This window comes from Pseudomonas sp. Teo4 (genome assembly GCF_034387475.1).
Lineage (GTDB): Bacteria > Pseudomonadota > Gammaproteobacteria > Pseudomonadales > Pseudomonadaceae > Aquipseudomonas.
Window position 1 is genome coordinate 1,150,931 of record NZ_JAXCIL010000001.1, and the last position, 17,053, is coordinate 1,167,983.

The 17,053-nt window shown below is 62.8% G+C and carries 12 protein-coding genes; 9 read left to right on the forward strand and 3 right to left on the reverse strand.

Annotated elements, in window-relative coordinates:
- The first annotated feature begins 50 nt into the window (after nt 1-50).
- The 4 genes from katG (at nt 51) to PspTeo4_RS05495 (ending at nt 6,350) form a co-directional block, all read left to right on the forward strand.
- A complete protein-coding gene (gene katG, locus PspTeo4_RS05480; protein ID WP_322362727.1) occupies nt 51-2,300 on the forward strand; it encodes a catalase/peroxidase HPI in 2,250 nt (749 codons plus the stop codon).
- Between the two features lie 358 nt (nt 2,301-2,658).
- The gene (locus tag PspTeo4_RS05485; RefSeq protein ID WP_322362728.1) at nt 2,659-3,459 is read left to right on the forward strand and encodes a polysaccharide pyruvyl transferase family protein; all 801 of its coding nucleotides are present in this window, start codon (nt 2,659-2,661) and stop codon (nt 3,457-3,459) included.
- A 173-nt stretch (nt 3,460-3,632) separates the two neighbouring features.
- Nucleotides 3,633-4,844: a M24 family metallopeptidase gene (locus PspTeo4_RS05490; RefSeq protein WP_322362729.1), complete on the forward strand. Its 1,212-nt coding sequence runs from the start codon at nt 3,633-3,635 to the stop codon at nt 4,842-4,844.
- Nucleotides 4,845-5,015: 171 nt separating this feature from the next.
- Nucleotides 5,016-6,350, forward strand: coding sequence for an MFS transporter (locus PspTeo4_RS05495; protein ID WP_322362730.1), 1,335 nt, complete (start codon nt 5,016-5,018; stop codon nt 6,348-6,350).
- A gap of 89 nt (nt 6,351-6,439) precedes the next feature.
- Here PspTeo4_RS05495 and PspTeo4_RS05500 read toward each other — a convergent pair whose 3' ends face one another.
- Complete coding sequence (locus PspTeo4_RS05500; RefSeq protein ID WP_322362731.1) at nt 6,440-7,435, reverse strand: GlxA family transcriptional regulator; 996 nt, start codon at nt 7,433-7,435, stop codon at nt 6,440-6,442.
- Nucleotides 7,436-7,594: 159 nt separating this feature from the next.
- Between PspTeo4_RS05500 and pssA the strand changes: the two genes are divergently transcribed.
- Nucleotides 7,595-8,923: a CDP-diacylglycerol--serine O-phosphatidyltransferase gene (gene pssA / locus PspTeo4_RS05505; protein WP_322362732.1), complete on the forward strand. Its 1,329-nt coding sequence runs from the start codon at nt 7,595-7,597 to the stop codon at nt 8,921-8,923.
- Nucleotides 8,924-9,051: 128 nt separating this feature from the next.
- Entirely contained in the window at nt 9,052-10,218 is a 1,167-nt protein-coding gene (locus PspTeo4_RS05510; protein WP_322362733.1) for a GGDEF domain-containing protein, read from the forward strand.
- Between the two features lie 196 nt (nt 10,219-10,414).
- Here the strand turns inward: PspTeo4_RS05510 and ppnN are convergent, their stop codons facing one another.
- Both ppnN and PspTeo4_RS05520 read right to left on the reverse strand, forming a co-directional pair.
- A complete protein-coding gene (gene ppnN, locus PspTeo4_RS05515) occupies nt 10,415-11,788 on the reverse strand; it encodes a nucleotide 5'-monophosphate nucleosidase PpnN (protein WP_322362734.1) in 1,374 nt (457 codons plus the stop codon).
- A gap of 180 nt (nt 11,789-11,968) precedes the next feature.
- Nucleotides 11,969-13,030, reverse strand: coding sequence for a YeiH family protein (locus PspTeo4_RS05520; protein WP_322362735.1), 1,062 nt, complete (start codon nt 13,028-13,030; stop codon nt 11,969-11,971).
- Between the two features lie 112 nt (nt 13,031-13,142).
- Here PspTeo4_RS05520 and PspTeo4_RS05525 point away from each other — a divergent pair, with 112 nt between their 5' ends.
- The 3 genes from PspTeo4_RS05525 to PspTeo4_RS05535 all read left to right on the forward strand — a co-directional run bounded on the left by PspTeo4_RS05525 (nt 13,143) and on the right by PspTeo4_RS05535 (nt 16,775).
- Nucleotides 13,143-14,033, forward strand: coding sequence for a LysR family transcriptional regulator (locus tag PspTeo4_RS05525; protein WP_322362736.1), 891 nt, complete (start codon nt 13,143-13,145; stop codon nt 14,031-14,033).
- A gap of 204 nt (nt 14,034-14,237) precedes the next feature.
- On the forward strand, nt 14,238-15,686 hold the full coding sequence (locus tag PspTeo4_RS05530) for an APC family permease (RefSeq protein WP_322362737.1): 1,449 nt from the start codon (nt 14,238-14,240) through the stop codon (nt 15,684-15,686).
- Nucleotides 15,687-15,809: 123 nt separating this feature from the next.
- Nucleotides 15,810-16,775 carry a helix-turn-helix domain-containing protein gene (locus tag PspTeo4_RS05535; protein WP_322362738.1) on the forward strand — a complete coding sequence of 322 codons (966 nt, stop codon included), beginning with the start codon at nt 15,810-15,812 and terminating at the stop codon, nt 16,773-16,775.
- Nucleotides 16,776-17,053: the final 278 nt, after the last annotated feature.

Below are 17,053 nucleotides of genomic sequence, written 5' to 3' on the forward strand. Positions count from 1 at the left end.
CACCTGGCATAGACCGGAAATCTGGATAACCGACCCAAAGGTAACAGCAGATGTCGAACGAATCGAAATGCCCGTTCCATCAAACCGCAGGTGGCGGCACCACCAACCGTGACTGGTGGCCTGACCAGCTCAACCTCAGGATTCTCCACCAACATTCTTCGAAGTCCGACCCGATGGACACCGGCTTCGACTACGCCAAGGCGTTCAAGAGCCTGGACTTCCAGGCGCTGAAGAAAGACCTGACCGCCTTGATGACTGACTCCCAGGACTGGTGGCCCGCCGACTTCGGCCACTACGGCCCGCTGTTCATCCGCATGGCCTGGCACAGCGCCGGCACCTACCGGATCGGTGACGGCCGTGGTGGTGCGGGCTCTGGCCAGCAGCGTTTCGCCCCGCTCAACAGCTGGCCGGACAACGTCAGCCTGGACAAGGCCCGGCGCCTGCTGTGGCCGATCAAGCAGAAGTACGGCAACAAGATTTCCTGGGCCGACCTGATCGTGCTTACCGGCAACGTCGCGCTTGAGTCCATGGGCTTCAAGACCTTCGGTTTCTCTGGCGGGCGTGCCGATGTCTGGGAGCCGGACGAGGATGTGTACTGGGGCTCGGAAAAGGTCTGGCTCGGTGGCGATACCCGCTATGGCAAGGCCCAGCCTCCCGGCAAAGGCGACCTGGTAGCCGAACCGGCCAAGCGCCCCGAGGAAGAAAGCCGCACCCTGGCCGGCGAGCGTAACCTGGAAAACCCGCTGGCCGCCGTGCAGATGGGCCTGATCTACGTGAACCCGGAAGGCCCGGAGGGCAACCCCGACCCAGTGGCTTCGGGCGTAGACATCCGTGAAACCTTTGGCCGTATGGCCATGAACGATGAAGAAACCGTGGCGCTGATCGCGGGCGGCCACGCCTTTGGCAAGACCCATGGCGCCGGCCCGGCCGACAACGTCGGCCCCGAGCCTGAAGCGGCGGGCCTGGAGCTGCAGGGTCTGGGCTGGGCCAACAAGTTCGGCACCGGCAAGGGGGGTGATGCCATCACCAGCGGCCTGGAGGTGATCTGGACCTCGACCCCAACCAAGTGGAGCAACGAGTACCTCAACAACCTGTTCAACTTCGAATGGGAACTGACCAAGAGCCCGGCCGGTGCCCACCAGTGGCGGCCGAAAGAAGGCAAGGGGGCGGGCACCGTGCCGGATGCCCATGACCCGGCCAAGCGCCATGCGCCGTCCATGCTCACCTCTGACCTGGCGCTGCGTTTCGACCCGATCTACGAGCCGATTGCCCGTCGCTTCAAGGACAACCCTGACCAACTGGCCGACGCCTTCGCCCGCGCCTGGTACAAGTTGATCCACCGCGACATGGGGCCGCTGGCCCGCTACCTGGGCCCGGAAATGCCCAACGAGGAGCTGCTGTGGCAAGACCCGCTACCCAAGGTCGACCACCCGCTGGTGGGCGAGCAGGACATCGCGGCGCTCAAGGCCAAGGTGCTGGCGTCTGGCCTCAGTGTCGCTGAACTGGTCGGCGCCGCCTGGGCTTCGGCCTCGACCTTCCGCGGTTCGGACAAGCGTGGTGGCGCCAACGGCGCTCGCCTGCGTCTGGCGCCACAAAAGGACTGGGCTGCCAACCAGGGTGTAGGCAAAGTGCTTGCGGCGCTGGAAAAGATCCAAAGCGAGTTCAACAGCGGCGGTAAAAAGGTCTCGCTGGCCGACCTGATCGTGCTGGCCGGCAACGCGGCCGTGGAAAAGGCCGCCAAGGACGCCGGGCACAACGTCAGCGTGCCGTTCCACCCGGGGCGCACCGATGCCAGCCAGGCGCAGACTGATGTCGACTCGTTCGCCGTGCTGGAGCCGTTGGCTGATGGTTTCCGCAACTTCACCAAGGCCCGCTACAGCGTCAAGGCCGAGAAGCTGCTGCTGGACAAGGCGCAGTTGCTGACCCTGACCGCGCCGGAGCTGACCGTGCTGATCGGTGGTCTGCGTGTACTGGGGGCCAACCACGGCGGGGCCAAACACGGGGTGTTCACCGACAAGCCCGGCACCCTGAGCAATGACTTCTTCCGCAACCTGCTGGACATGGGCGTGGAGTGGAAGTCCACCTCGGCCGACAACGAAGCCTTCGAGGGCCGCGATCGCAAGACCGGCCAAGTGAAGTGGACCGGCACCCGGGTCGACCTGGTGTTTGGCTCCCATGCCCAATTGCGCGCACTAAGCGAGGTGTATGGCAGCAGCGATGGCAACGGCAAGTTCGTCAACGATTTCGTGGCGGCTTGGGCCAAAGTGATGGAACTCGACCGCTTCGATCTGCGCAGCTGAGTTTGGAACATAGGACCATAACCCTTAAATCAGCACTATGAAGTGCCTTGGATCGCCCTCCGGTTCGCAACTTCGACCGGAGGGCATCCATTATCTGCCCCGCCTGGAAACAGCATGCTTTGCCCATGACCAAACTGCCCTGAAGTACCTCGTCGGAAACGCCGCTACCCCGCATCAGACGTATGCAGTATTTACATTGACGATGCGCTATCATGCGGCGCTTTTTGCGTGCGCATCTGACCGCTGAGTTCAGTTTGTTCTATTGACGTTTATTGGGGGCGTGGGCGGCTTTGTATGGTCGCGACGTCATGGAAGGCTTCAGGGAAGTTTGCTCTCTGCGTGTAACTAGGTGGTGTGTGTGGGGCCGATCAAGCTGTATTGGTGTCGCGGTAGCGGGCGCAAAGACCCGAACCGTCAGAATTTTGGGGATTACCTGTCTGCAGATATTGTGGAGTTTGTTTCCGGCAAGAAAGTCGAACACGCTCCGGTGAAGTCCGCCGAGCTAATTGCGATTGGCAGCGTGTTGGGGCGCGAGAAGAAGGCCAAAATCTGGGGCTTTCCGCGCAAGCTGCATATCTGGGGTGCAGGCACCGCAGATTCGCAAGACCTGTTCTCGAGCCGGCACTACTATCATGCGGTTCGCGGGAAGAAATGCGCATCCCGCATTCAAGGTTCCGACCGCCAGCCCGTCCTGGGCGACCCAGGCCTGCTTTCCTCTTCACTGGTCAACAGGCCATTACAGAAGAACGCGCGCATCGGCATCATTCCTCATATCAATCATCGTGCTTCTCCCACTATCAAGGCGCTATTGCAGCGTCTGCCGGGTTCGAAGGTCATTGATGTCTATTCGCCGGTAAAGCAAGTGCTGTCGGAGATCGCCGCCTGTGAGTTTGTACTGTCTACCAGCCTTCACGGGCTGATCGTTGCAGATTCCTATGGCGTGCCCAATCAATGGATGGTCATGGAACGAAATGCCAACTGGGAGTTCAAGTTCCAGGACTACTACTCGGCATTTGGCATCCATGACCCGGCACCGGTAACAGCCGATCAGATCCTGCAAAACCCCACCTGGTCTGTAGAAGCCTGTATTGGCGATTATCTGCGTCCTGGCCTTGGCGATATTCAGGAGAACCTGATCAAGGCATTCCCTGCGCTGTAACCCTTCATTCGACAAGCCGACGCGCTCGGGCGCCGGCTTGTCGAGGGGCAATGGGTGGCCATAACGCCAATTCCAGGTCGGATAGATACAAAAGCGTCCTCGTGCGTTCTGTTGCAATGCTTCTCAGGCGGCCGGCCTGAACAGCGTGCTCACAACGACAAGGAACACCGACCATGCAAATGCCCAAGACCCTGAAGATTCGTAATGGCGAAAAAGTCCAGCCGACTTTCTCTGCCCAGGAATATGCCGCTCGCCATGCCCGTCTGCGCGCCTACATGGCCGAGCACGACATCGAAGCCGCTATCTTCACCTCGTATCACAACGTCAACTACTACAGCGACTTCCTGTATTGCTCCTTTGGTCGTCCTTATGCGCTGGTGATCACCCAGGACAAGGTGGTGTCGATCAGCGCCAACATCGACGGTGGCCAACCCTGGCGCCGCACCGTGGGCACCGACAACATCGTCTACACCGACTGGCAGCGCGACAACTTCTTCGTCGCCATCCAGCAGGCCCTGCCGCTGGCGTCGCGCATCGGTGTGGAGTACGACCACCTCAACCTGCAGAACCACGCCAAGCTCGCCGCCTGCTACCCCAAGGCCGAATTGCTGGACATCGGTGCCCCGTGCATGCGCATGCGCATGATCAAGTCCGCCGAGGAGCAGGCCCTGATCCGTCATGGCGCGCGGGTGGCCGATATCGGTGGTGCAGCGGTTGTCGAGGCGTTGCGTGACCAGGTGCCGGAGTACGAAGTGGCATTGCACGCCACCCAGGCCATGGTTCGCGAGATCGCCAGAAGCTTCCCGGACGCTGAATTGATGGACACCTGGACCTGGTTCCAGTCCGGGCTCAACACCGACGGTGCCCATAACCCGGTCACCAGCCGCAAGGTCAACAAGGGCGATATCCTCAGCCTCAACTGCTTCCCGATGATCGCCGGCTACTACACGGCGCTGGAGCGCACACTGTTCCTCGACCACTGCCCGGACGATTACCTGCGCCTCTGGGAGGCCAACGTGGAAGTGCACGAGGCGGGGCTGAAGCTGGTACGCCCTGGCATGCGCTGCTGCGACATTGCCCGCGAGTTGAACGAGATTTTCCTGCGCCATGACCTGCTGCAGTACCGCACCTTCGGCTATGGCCACTCCTTCGGTACCCTCAGCCACTACTACGGCCGCGAAGCCGGGCTGGAGCTGCGCGAGGACATCGACACGGTGCTGGAGCCGGGGATGGTGGTGTCGATCGAGCCGATGATCATGTTGCCGGAAGGACGGCCGGGGGCGGGCGGGTATCGCGAGCACGACATTCTCATCGTCAATGACAGCGGTGCCGAGAACATCACCAAGTTCCCGTATGGGCCGGAGCACAACATCATTCGCAAGTAAGGATCGGTGCCGGCCTCATCGCCGGCAAGCCGGCTCCCACAAGGGCTCTACCGCCCATGAGATCAATGTGGGAGCCGGCTTGCCGGCGATGCGCCCGAGGCATACAACAAGAAAACAACTGAATGACCATTAGACCCTGCCTCCAATTAGAAGAATCAGAGGGTACCCGTCATGTCCAGCACCACCCTGAATGCATCCACCCTCGACTCCGCCAGCCAGAGCGCCGAGCGCCAGGCCTTGCGCAAGGCCGCCCGTGCCAGCTTCATGGGCAACTTCGTCGAGTGGTTCGACTATGCCGCCTACGGCTACCTGGCCACCATCATTGCCGCGACCTTCTTCCCGCAGACCGACAAGACCACCGGCCTGTTGGCGACCTTCGCGGTGTTTGCCCTGTCATTCCTGGTTCGCCCGTTGGGCGGCATGGTCTGGGGGCATTTTGGTGACCGCCACGGGCGGCGCAACGCGCTATCGTTGTCGATCCTGATCATGTCGGTGTCGACCTTCTGTATCGGCCTGCTGCCGAGCTATGGGCAAATCGGCCTGTGGGCGCCTTGCCTGCTGCTGCTCATCCGTCTGGTACAAGGTTTTTCCGCCTCGGGCGAGTATGCCGGGGCCTCGGCCTTCCTGGCCGAATACGCGCCACCTGGGCGACGCGGTTTGTACACCAGCATCGTGCCGGCCAGTACTGCGGCAGGGCTGTTGTTCGGTGCAACCTTCGTGGCGGTGCTACACGAAGTACTCAGCACCGAAGACCTGCACAGCTGGGGCTGGCGCCTGCCGTTTCTGCTGGCCGCGCCGTTCGGCCTGGTGGGCCGCTACATCCGCATGAGTCTGCAGGACACGCCCAAGTTCCTGGAAATGGAGCAACGCCTGGAAAGCAAAGCCTGCATGACTCCGGCGCCGATCCGCGAACTGCTGTCTCTACACCGCCGTAGCCTGGCAATCGGCATCGGCGTGACCTGCCTGAATGCGGTGGCGTTCTACCTGCTGCTCAGTTACATGCCCACCTACCTGTCTGCCGAAATGGGCATGAGCGAGCGTGATTCGTTCATCGCCTCGACCGTGTCGCTGGCCACCTACATTGGCCTGATTTTCCTGATGGGGCGTTTGTCCGACCATTTCGGCCGCAAGACCATGCTGGTAGTGGCCTCGCTGTTGTTCCTCGGCCTCACGGTGCCGCTGTTCAAGCTGCTCGATGGCCAGCCGCTGCTGGTGATCCTGGCGATTCAGATTCTGTTCGGGGCAATGCTGGCGATGAATGACGGAACGCTGCCGTGCCTGCTGGCGGAAATCTTCCCGACCCGGGTGCGCTTCAGCGGCTTTGCCCTGTGCTTCAACGTGGCTAATGCGCTGTTCGGCGGCACCGCACCGTTCATTGCCACCTGGTTGATTCAGCTGACGGGCAGCAAGTTGGCGCCGGCGGGGTACTTGCTGGCTGCGGCGCTGGTGGCCTTGCTGGCGATGCTGATGTGCCGTGAGACGGCGCATACAGCCTTGAAGGACTGAGTCGTCGATACGGGCCTCATCGCCGGCAAGCCGGCTCCTGCACGGGCAAAAGTGGCCCTGTGGGAGCCGGCTTGCCGGCGATGAGGCTGTCAGTGCAACGAAGCCTGCCGCCGCTCGCCCAGCGGCGACAAGCCAAAGAACCGGCTGTAGCTCTTGGAAAAATGCGCCGGCGAACTGAACCCGCAGGCCAAGGCCACCTCGCGCACCTGCACATCGCTGCGCAGCAACAACTCCCGCGCCCGCGACAAGCGCAGCTCCAGGTAGTACTGGCTGGGCGTGCGCTGCAGGTGTTTGTGGAACAGGCGCTCCAGCTGGCGCACGGTCACCTCGTTGAGGCTGGCCAGCTCTTCCAGGCCCAGTGGCTCTTCCAAGTTGGCCTCCATGATCGCCACCACCTGGCTGAGCTTGGGTTGGGCGCTACCCAGCAAGGTGCGCAGAGGCACCCGCTGACGTTCCCGTTCGCCGCGTACCCGGTCGCACAGCAGCAGTTCGGCGGCCTTGGCGGCGATGTCCTGGCCACCGGTTTCGCGGGCCACCAGCTGCAGCATCATGTCCATGGCCGCCACCCCGCCCGAGCAGGTATAACGGTCGCGGTCGAGCTCGAACAGCTGGCTGGAGATGACGATGCCGGGAAACTGCTCCTGCAGCGTCTGCAGGTCTTCCCAGTGAATGGTGCAGCGGTAGCCTTTGAGCAGGTCGGCTCGGGCCAGCAGATAGCTGCCGGTACAAATCCCTCCCAACGGCAGGCGTTGACGGGCCAATTGGCGCAGCCAGTCGATGAGCGGGCGATTGCTTTCACGTTCTCGGTCGATCGGGTTTGCACCCACCACGAACAAGGCATCCAGCGCCGGGCTGCTGGCGATGCTATGGTCAGGCAACACGCGCATGCCATTACTGGCCATCACCGGCGCATCGCTGGCAGCGATCAGCACGGTGCGGAACAAGGTACGGCGGGCCGCCAGGTTGGCCATGCGCAAGGTTTCCACCGCCGAGGCCAGGCCGATGGTGGTGAAGTTCGGCAGGACCAGAAAACCGAAGGTCTTGGCCGTGGGCTGCGTACTGAATGTTGAAGCGGGGTGGACCATTGCGATCTTCCTGTGCAAGCTGAGGCGTAGTTCGTCAGGGGCAGTGAAAAATCGAAGCCTCGCGTGTTTCTTGTAGTTATGGGTCGTTGCCCGGTTGATCTTACACCCGGGGTGCAGCGGCCAGGAATGGACCTGATTGCAGACAGAAGGTGAACGTTGGTGAACCCCGAATCCATGCTGGCGGCACTGCCAGGTTTCGTCATGCCCGCCGAGTCGATCCAGGTGCTGCCCGATGCCGCGGCCTATAGGGCCTGCTTGCTCGAGCACATCAAGGCGGCGACCCGGCGCATCGTCATCGTCGCCTTGTACTTGCAGGAGGACGAAGCCGGGCAGGAGGTGCTCGACGCGCTGTACCAGGCCAAGGCCGCGCGCCCTGGGCTGGAAATCGTCATCGTGGTCGACTGGTTCCGCGCCCGGCGCGGTCTGCTGGGGGCTGGGCGCCAGCCTGGTAACGCCGCGTGGTACCAGGCCCAGCGTCAGTTGCGTGGGCTGGACGTGGTGATCCACGGCGTTCCGGTGCAAACCCGCGAGCTGTTCGGCGTGTTGCACCTCAAAGGCAGCATCATCGACGATTGCGTGATCTACACAGGTGCCAGCCTGAACAACGTCTACCTGCACCGTTTCGACCGCTACCGGCTGGACCGTTACCACCTGTTCCACTCGCCGGCGCTGGCCGATGCCATGGTCGACCTGGTCCGGCGCCTGCTGCACCATACCGCCACGCCGCGCCTGGACCTGCCAGCCCCGCCTGCCAACCGTGGCTTGCGTGCCGACATTCGGCGCCTGCGCGCACGCTTGCGGCGTATGGCCTATGACGTAACGGCCGGCCAGCAGGGGGAGGGGGTGCGGGTGATACCGCTGCTCGGCGTCGGGCGCGGCAACCTGCTGAATCGGGCGCTGTGTGCGCTGATGGCAGCCGCCCGCTCGCAGATCATCATCAGCACACCGTACTTCAACCCGCCACGGGTACTGATGCGCGAGATCGACCATGCGCTGGACCGCGGCGTGCGTATCGAGCTGATCGTCGGCCACCGCACGGCCAACGACTTCTACATCGCCCCCGGTGAGCCGTTCAGCGCCAGCGGTGCCTTGCCGTACCTGTACGAAGACAACCTGCGCGCCTTTGCCCGGCGTCGCCATGCCGCGATTGCCAGTGGCCAGCTGGTGGTGCGGGTGTGGAACGACCCTGGGCATACCTTCCACGCCAAAGGGCTGTGGATCGACCAGCGCTACTCGCTGCTGACCGGCAACAACCTCAACCCGCGCGGGTTCAACCTGGACCTGGAAAACGGCTTGCTGATCGATGACCCCCAGGGCCAATGGCTCACACCTCGGGAAGCGGAGCTCGAAGGCATCCGCCGCCATGCACCCAGGATCGCCTCGGCGACCGAACTGGGCATCCAGGCCGAACATCCCAAAGAAGTGCGCAAATTTTTGCGCAGGCTGCGCTACAGTCGATTGGAGCCATTGATCAAGCGCGTGCTGTAAGGGCGGGCGAACGTCCGGGTTAACATCGATGGGGTGCATATCCAAATGAGTGTGCACCCCTCTGAAAAGTCATGACAAGCGCTTACAATCAGCGGTTTTCACGTTAACCAGACAGGCCAATCCGTATCATGGCGCTTGATCCACCTACGATGCTGACCATTTCCATCGCCCTGGCAGCGGCTGCTGCCTTGTACCTGGCGATCGAGTGGCGCAGCGTCCGTGAACCTTCGTTGCTTTTCTGGAGCGCGGGTTTCGCCACCATCACCATCGGCTCCACCTTGGCCTTGCTGCGCGGAATCGGCCTGTTGCTGATCGGGATCTGGTTCGCCAACGGCTTGCTGGTGGTCGCCCACTGGTTCTTCCTGGCGGGTGTGTTGCGCTTCACCCAGGCGAAGTTGTCCAGGGCGTGGTTGCTGATCGTACTGGTGTGGTTTGCCTTGTTGCTGTTGCCGGTGGGGCCGCAGTGGTCGAAGGTCATGTTGATGGTCAACTCGTTGCTGGTGGCGCTGCTGACGCTCCGGGCCAGCTTCCTGTTGCGACCGCATGGCAAGTCGTTGAGCGTTGGCGCGGTGCAGTTGCGTTATGTGCTGCTCATCCATGGGCTGTTCTATGTCGCCAAGGCCGTCATCGCGATAACCCCGGGTACGCTGATCGATCTGGCCACCTTTGGCGGTTTGATCATTCAGATTTCCCTGGTCGAGGGAGCGATGGCGATCATGCTGATCGCCTTGTCGATGACCGGCACCGTGCGTTACCGACGCGAGGAACGCATCGCCAGGCTGGCCGCACGCGACCCGCTTACAGCCCTGTACAACCGCCGGGCCCTGGAAGTGCGCGCACCTCACCTGTTCAAGGAGGTCAGCACGGCCCGACCAGGGGCCTTGCTGTTGATCGATATCGACAACTTCAAACTGGTCAACGACCTGCATGGCCATGGTGCTGGCGACCGCCTGCTGGTCAGCCTCAGCGAGATGATTCGCGCATTGCTGCCAGAGCGCTCGCTCGCCGCTCGGTTGGGGGGCGATGAGTTCGTGATCCTGCTCAGCGATGCAAGCCGTGAGCGGGTGGAGGCACTGGGTGGCCGGTTGCGTGAGCAGTTTCAGCAGGGGGCGGCGCAGACCCTACCGACACCGCAGGCGGTGACCTTGAGCATCGGCGCCAACCTGTTCGACCAGCCGCCGGCCAGTTTGGCCGCGCTGCTCGAACAGGGGGATATGGCGTTGTATCAGTCCAAGCGGGGTGGGCGTGACAGCATTCGGTTGGTCGACCGGACGGTGGAAAGCCCGGTCGGCTAGCGGAGCGCGGGTCACTTGAATTCGACGGGGCCGCTTCGCGGCCCATCGCAGCGGTTCGGCGCTCCGACTACGCCAGCTCCCACGGGGTCTGCCATGAAGGTCTGGACGGCCGCCAAGGGTTGGGTCGATGTGGGTAGTCCATTCCGTGGGAGCTGGCGTAGCCTGCGATGGGCTGCATAGCAGCCCCCGCTGTTTGTCAGGCCACGACCTGATAGCACGGCACATAGGCCGCGCCGCCGGGCAGTTTCATCCGGTGCTGGTCGACGAAGGCCTGCAACAGACGGCCCAAGGGGTCCATCACTGTGCGATCGCCACGAATCTGGTACGGCCCGTGCTCCTCAATCAGGCGGATGCCCTTGTCCTTGACGTTGCCGGCCACGATCCCGGAAAACGCCCGGCGCAGATTGGCGGCCAGCTCATGGGGCGGTAGATCCCGGCGCAGCTCCAGGTCTGCCATGTTCTGGTGGGTGGGGTCGAACGGGCGCTGGAAGCTTTCCTCGATCTTCAGCAACCAGTTGAAGTGGAAGGCGTCGTTGCGCTCGCGGCGGAACTGCTTCACCTCCTTGAGGCCTTCGACCATGTGCCGGGCCACCTCGGCCGGGTCGTCGATGATGATCTCGTACAGGCTGTGGGCGGCCTCGCCCAGGGTCGAACCGACGAACTGGTGTAGCTGCTGCAAGTAGGGCTCGGCACTGCGCGGGCCGGTGAGAATGACCGGGAAGGGCAGGTCCTTGTTGTCTGGGTGCATGAGGATACCCAGCAGATACAGGAACTCTTCGGCCGTGCCCGCGCCGCCTGGGAAGATGATGATGCCGTGGCCGACACGGACGAAGGCTTCCAGGCGCTTCTCGATGTCCGGCAGAATCACCAGTTCGTTGACGATCGGGTTGGGCGCCTCGGCGGCGATGATGCCTGGCTCGGTCAGCCCCAGGTAGCGGCTGCCGTGCATGCGTTGTTTGGCGTGGGCAATGGTGGCGCCCTTCATCGGGCCCTTCATCACGCCCGGCCCGCAGCCGGTGCAGACGTCCAGCTTGCGCAGGCCCAGCTCGTGGCCGACCTTCTTGGTGTACTGGTATTCCTCGCTGCTGATCGAGTGACCGCCCCAGCACACCACCATCTTCGGCTCCACGCCCGGGCGCAGGGTGCGCGCGTTGCGCAGCAGGTGGAAGACGTAGTCGGTGATACCCTGGGAGCTTTCCAGGTCGATGCGCTGGCTGGCCAGTTCGCTTTCGGTGTAGACGATATCGCGCAGGGCGCTGAACAGCATTTCACGGGTGCTGGCGATCATTTCGCCATCGACGAAGGCGTCGGCCGGGGCATTGAGCAGCTCCAGGCGTACGCCGCGATCTTGTTGATGAATGCGGACCTCGAAGTCCTGATAGGCCTCGAGGATGGTCTTGGCATTGTCGACATGGGCGCCGGTGTTGAGGATGGCCAGGGCGCACTGGCGGAACAGGGTGTAGAGGCTACCGGTACCGACTTCACTCAGTTGTTGGACTTCACGTTGCGACAGCGTTTCCAGGCTGCCTTTGGGGCTGACGGATGCATTGATGACATGGCGTTGGGGCATCTAAGTCTTTCCTGTGCAGGTAAAACATCCTTCTTTGACAACACCATACCGACAAATTTGCCTGGCAACGAGAGGGGTTAAAAAAATCTTGAATCGGCGTTGGCCCTTTCGCGGGTAAACCCGCTCCCACAGGTTGTGGGAGCGGGTTTACCCGCGAAGGGGCGAAGTTGCTCCGAATCATCACCCCAACAGCTTTTGCACCCCCAGGGTAATCGCCAGCCCACCCCCAACCAGCCACAGGTTGAGAATCGCCCCGGTGGCCAGCGCCCGTGGCCCGGCCTGGCGGATCTGGCTGAAGCGAGTCTCCATGCCCAAGGCGGTCATGGCCATGGTCAGGGCGAAGGTGTCGAGGCTGTTGACTGCCTGGGTCAGCCCGCTCGGCAGTACCTGCAGCGAATTCACCAGCACCAGCGCCAGGAAACCGAAGGCGAACCAAGGCATGGCGATGCGTCCATTGCCCTGAGCCTGGCCGGGTTGGCGCGAGCGGCTGATCCACACGCCCACCACCAGCAGCACCGGTACCAGCAGCATGACCCGGGTCATCTTGACGATGGTGGCGATGTGCGTGGCCTCTGGGCTGATGTTGCTGGCCGCGCCAACCACCTGGGCGACTTCATGAATGGTGCCGCCCAGGAACAGGCCCGCGCCGAGGGTATCCAACGGAATCCAGCCGGCGTTGATCGCCAGTGGGTAGAGGAACATCGACAGGGTGCCGAACAGCACAACGCTGCCGACGGCCATGGCGCTCTTGTGCGGGGCGCTGCGCAGTGCCGATTCGAACGCCAGCACGGCGGCGGCGCCGCAGATCGCACTGCCGGCGGCGGTGAGCAGCGCGGTGTCGCGGTCCAGCTTGAGCAGCTTCATGCCGCACCACAGGCCGATCAGCAGCGTGCTGACGACAATCAGCAGCGACACCGTCAGCCCCGACCAGCCCACTTCGGCGATTTCCTGCAGGCTGACCCGCAAGCCAAAGAACGCCACGGCGATACGCAGCAACTGGCGGGCGGAGAAATTGATACCTGCCGCCCAGCTGTCCGGCACGCCGTGGCGCAGCGCGTTGCCATAAAGGGCACCGGCAACGATACCGACGATCAGTGGGCTGATACCCAGGTTGGCAATGGCAGGCAGCGCCGCCAGTTGGGTGACGGCGAGCGCGAACAGCGCGACGAACAGGATGCCATTGAGCCGCCCTCGGGTAGAGAGGGTAGGGGCAAAGGCAGGGTGGGACGGAACCGTGGCCATGTGAGTCCTCCGGAGAAAGTGTTTCGACAAGGACTACGTTAATCTGGTTATAAGCTTATAAAAAATCGTAATTTAGGATGGAAAATATCCGAATAGCTGATATTTTTCAATCATGACCCCAGAACAACTGATAACGTTCGCCACCGTTGCCGAGCACGGCAACATCAGCCATGCGGCCCAGGCCCTGCACTTGTCTCAGCCGGCGGTGTCCGGTCAACTCAAGCTGCTGCAGGAAGCGTTCGGCGAGCCGCTGTACCAACGCGCCGGCCGTGGTGTGCGGCTGACGGCGGCGGGCGAGCAATTGCTGGCCCACGCCGAGCGCCTGCGCGAAACCTTCCGCCAGGCCCAGGCGCTACGCGAGGCCATGCGCGGCCTGGAGCGGGGCACTTTGCGCATCGGTGCCAGCACCACACCGGCCAGTTATCTGCTGCCGTACCTGCTTGCCGACTTTCATGCGCGTTTCCCCGAGGTGGTGGTCACCACCACCAATGGCAACACCGCGGAAATCGTCGCGGCCCTGGATGGCGTCGACATCGCCCTGATCGAAGGGCCTCCAGGCCAGGAGTTGCCTCTGGGCACCAGCGTGACCGCCTGGCGCGAAGACGAAATCGTTGCCATCGTGCCGAGCGGCCATCCGTTGGCTGATGCCGACGAGCAACAGCACCTGGCAGCGCTCGGGGCCTATCCGCTGGTGCTGCGCGAGAGCGGTTCGGGTGTGCGGCAGATGGTCGAGCGGGCGTTTGCCCGTGACGGCGTGGCGATGCGTGTGGCGCTGGAGATCGCCGGGGTGGAAGGGGTCAAGGAGGCGGTGCGGGCGGGGATGGGCATCGGTTTCGTGTCGGCGATGTCGATTCGGCATGAAGATGGGGCCTTGCGCAGGCTGCGAATTGCCCCGCAGCCCTTGGTCAGGCGCTTTTCGATCCTTTTGCCCCATGCCGCCACGCCGTCGCGGGCGGCGGCGCGGTTCATGGAGTTGTGCCTGGGGCAACCGCAGCAAGGTTGACCACGGAGCACAACCGGCCGCCTGTCGCTCATGAACTGCCGATAGACGACCCTTCATGCAAGGATGACCAATTCGGGATAGCCGCCCAAAAACGCCGCGCCTAGCATTGCGCCTGTAGTTTCGACCATAACAACAACGTGCTACCCGTCTTGCGCAGCAGGGTGGCCTTCCCGCAAATACTGCCTCATACAACAGGTATAAAAAATGAGCGTATCAACTTGCGGCAGTTCCTCATCGGAACTGCGCCGTGGAACCCTGGGCGTCGCCATGATCGTCTTTTTCGTGATTTCCGCAGCCAGCCCGCTGAGCGTGCTGGCGGGTGGCTTTCCGATCGGCATCATGCTGGGTAATGGTGCTGGCACGCCGGCCTTGCTGATCGGCGCCTTGCTGGTGCTGCTGTGCTTTGCCGTGGGCTATACCCGCATGGCGCGGCACGTGACCCATGCGGGTGGCTTCTATGCCTTGATTTCCAGCGGCCTAGGCGGCCTGGCCGGGGGCGCGGCCGGGATGCTGGCCATGGTCGCCTACAACGTGCTGCAAGCTGGCATCTACGGGCTGTTCGGCGTCGTGGTCGCGGGCAACCTTGAGGCGGCGGTGGGGGTGCAGATTCCGTGGTGGGTTGGTTCAGGGGCCGCCCTGGCGCTGATTGCGCTGCTGGGCTATCGCAACATCGACCTGTCGGCCAAGTTGCTGTCGGTGGTGGTGATCTGTGAGTACCTGGTGGTGCTGGTGCTGGACATCGCGATCATTTCCAGCGGCGGTGCCCACGGCGTCAGCGCCGAATCGTTCACCACCCAGCATGTCACCAGCGGCAACCCGTCGATCGGCCTGCTGTTCTGCTTCGCCGCCTTCATCGGCTTCGAGGCTTCGACCTTGTATGGCGAGGAAGCCAAGAACCCGAAACGCACGATTCCCCTGGCCACTTACATTTCGGTGCTGCTGATCGGTGGCTTCTATACCGTGTCGGTGTGGGCGATGGTGGTCGGTGCCGGTGCCGACGATATCGTCGGGCGCCTGGCGGCCATGGAAGACCCCACCACCTTCCTGTATGCCCTGAGCGACCAGTACGTCGGCAGCGGCCTGACCCTGGCGGTGCGGGCGTTGTTCGTGGTCAGCATGTTCGCAGGTCTGCTGGCGTTCCATAACGCTGCGGCACGCTACTTCTTCGCCATCGGCCGCGATGGCCTGCTGCCGGGCAAACTGGGCACCACCCATGCGCGGCACCAGAGCCCGCACCTGGGCTCGGGCCTGCAGTCGCTGATTGCCGTGAGCATCCTGGCGGTGTTCGCCATCAGTGGCGCAGACCCTGTGCTGCAACTGTTCTCCTGGTTCACCAACCTGGCCACGCTGTGCCTGATCCTGCTGATGGCGTTGACCTCGCTGGCAGTCATCGGCTTCTTCAAGGCCAACCCTGATCTGGCCACCAGCCGCTTGCAGTGCCTGATTATGCCGGCGCTGTCGGGCATTGCCCTGCTGGTGATCGGTTTGACCGCGATGGTCCACTTCGATGTGCTGACCGGCGCCAGCAGCGCCATCTCGATTGCCTTGTGGTCGGTCATCCCGGTGGCGGCGATCAGCGGCGTACTGCTTGCACTGCGCCTTCGCAGCGTGGCACCAGGCCGGTTCATGGCCCTGGGGCGCTCTGCCGTTTGAGGCCAGTTGGCGTGGGCCAGTGAAATTCAGTGAGTGAAGCCATGTGCCGGGGAAACCCGGCACAGTGCATTGTGGCGTTTGCCACTGCCATGGAGTTGGCGCAAAGCTTGCTGTGAAGTCGTGATGATTGTTTCCGAAGTGAGCGTGACCAAGATGTTTGCCCAGCAGTCGACTTTCGATGATGTAGATGTGCATGCCAGATCCATCGTGGGGTGGCAGCAAACCTATGATCAGTTGAGTACCGGGCATGCCCGCACCACCCTGCAACATTTGACGGCAGAGCGGTTCCAGATATTTCGCGAAACCCTCGACAAACGCGTGGTCCAGCGCGGCGCTGCGCCGCCTGGGCGGTTGTGCCTGGGGTTGCCGATCTGCAGCGCCGAGCCGGGCGTGTTTCAAGGGAAACGCGTCAATGGCGAAAGTGTCACCGTTCTTCACGGCGGCCAGGAGTTTTTCGTGCAGGCGGCAGAAGGCATGGACCTGCTGGCCATCGCGGTGGATGTCACTCGTCTGGAAGATTTCGCCAACCGGGAGTTTACCGATACCGAACTGCGCCAGTTGTCCAAGGTGACCCGGCTGAACGTTTCACCGCAGTTCGCGGCCAGCGTGCGCAAGCAAATGGAGAGTCTGCTGGGGGCTGTACTGGCGGGTGACCCGTTGGCAGAAGCGCCCTTGGAAGACCTGGTGTTCGAGTCCATGCTGGTGCTGCTGGACCGGGTGTTCGAGCGCAAGGTGGACAACAGCGTCAATTCCAACGTCAGCGCGTACCTGGTCAGGCAGAGCCAGGACCTGGCCATGGCTTGCCAGGACGAGCCGCTGACCGTGCTCGATATCTGCCGGCTGCTCAATGTCAGCCGCAGCACCTTGCAGCGCAGCTTCCAGAACATTACCGGGTTGCGTCCGGTCGAGTACCTGCGGGCGGTACGCCTGAATGCGGCACGGCGCCGGCTGCGTGAGACGGCAACCGCCGACCTTACCGTGGCACGGGTGGCCAGTGACCTGGGCTTTACCCACCTGGGGCACTTTTCGGGGGCTTACAAGACGTTGTTTGGAGAGCACCCGTCGCAAACGCCGCGGGTGGGGCGGTAGGGCCTGGCTTGAGGGTGATGGGAGGACGAAAATCGAGCGCCGCCCGCGCGGCGCATCGCGAGCAAGGCTCGCTCCTACGTTTGTTTACGGCCAATAACGTCTATGACAGGCGCGCGCGACCGCCTTGTTTGTTCGACCTGATATCCCGTCGTGCACCAAAGCGGTCGCGCGCATTTCCCACAGGCATAACTGGCCCGAAACAAACGTAGGAGCGAGCCTTGCTCGCGATGCGCCGCGCGGGCGGCGCTCGATCTCCGAGGCGCTCCAAGACTCAAGCC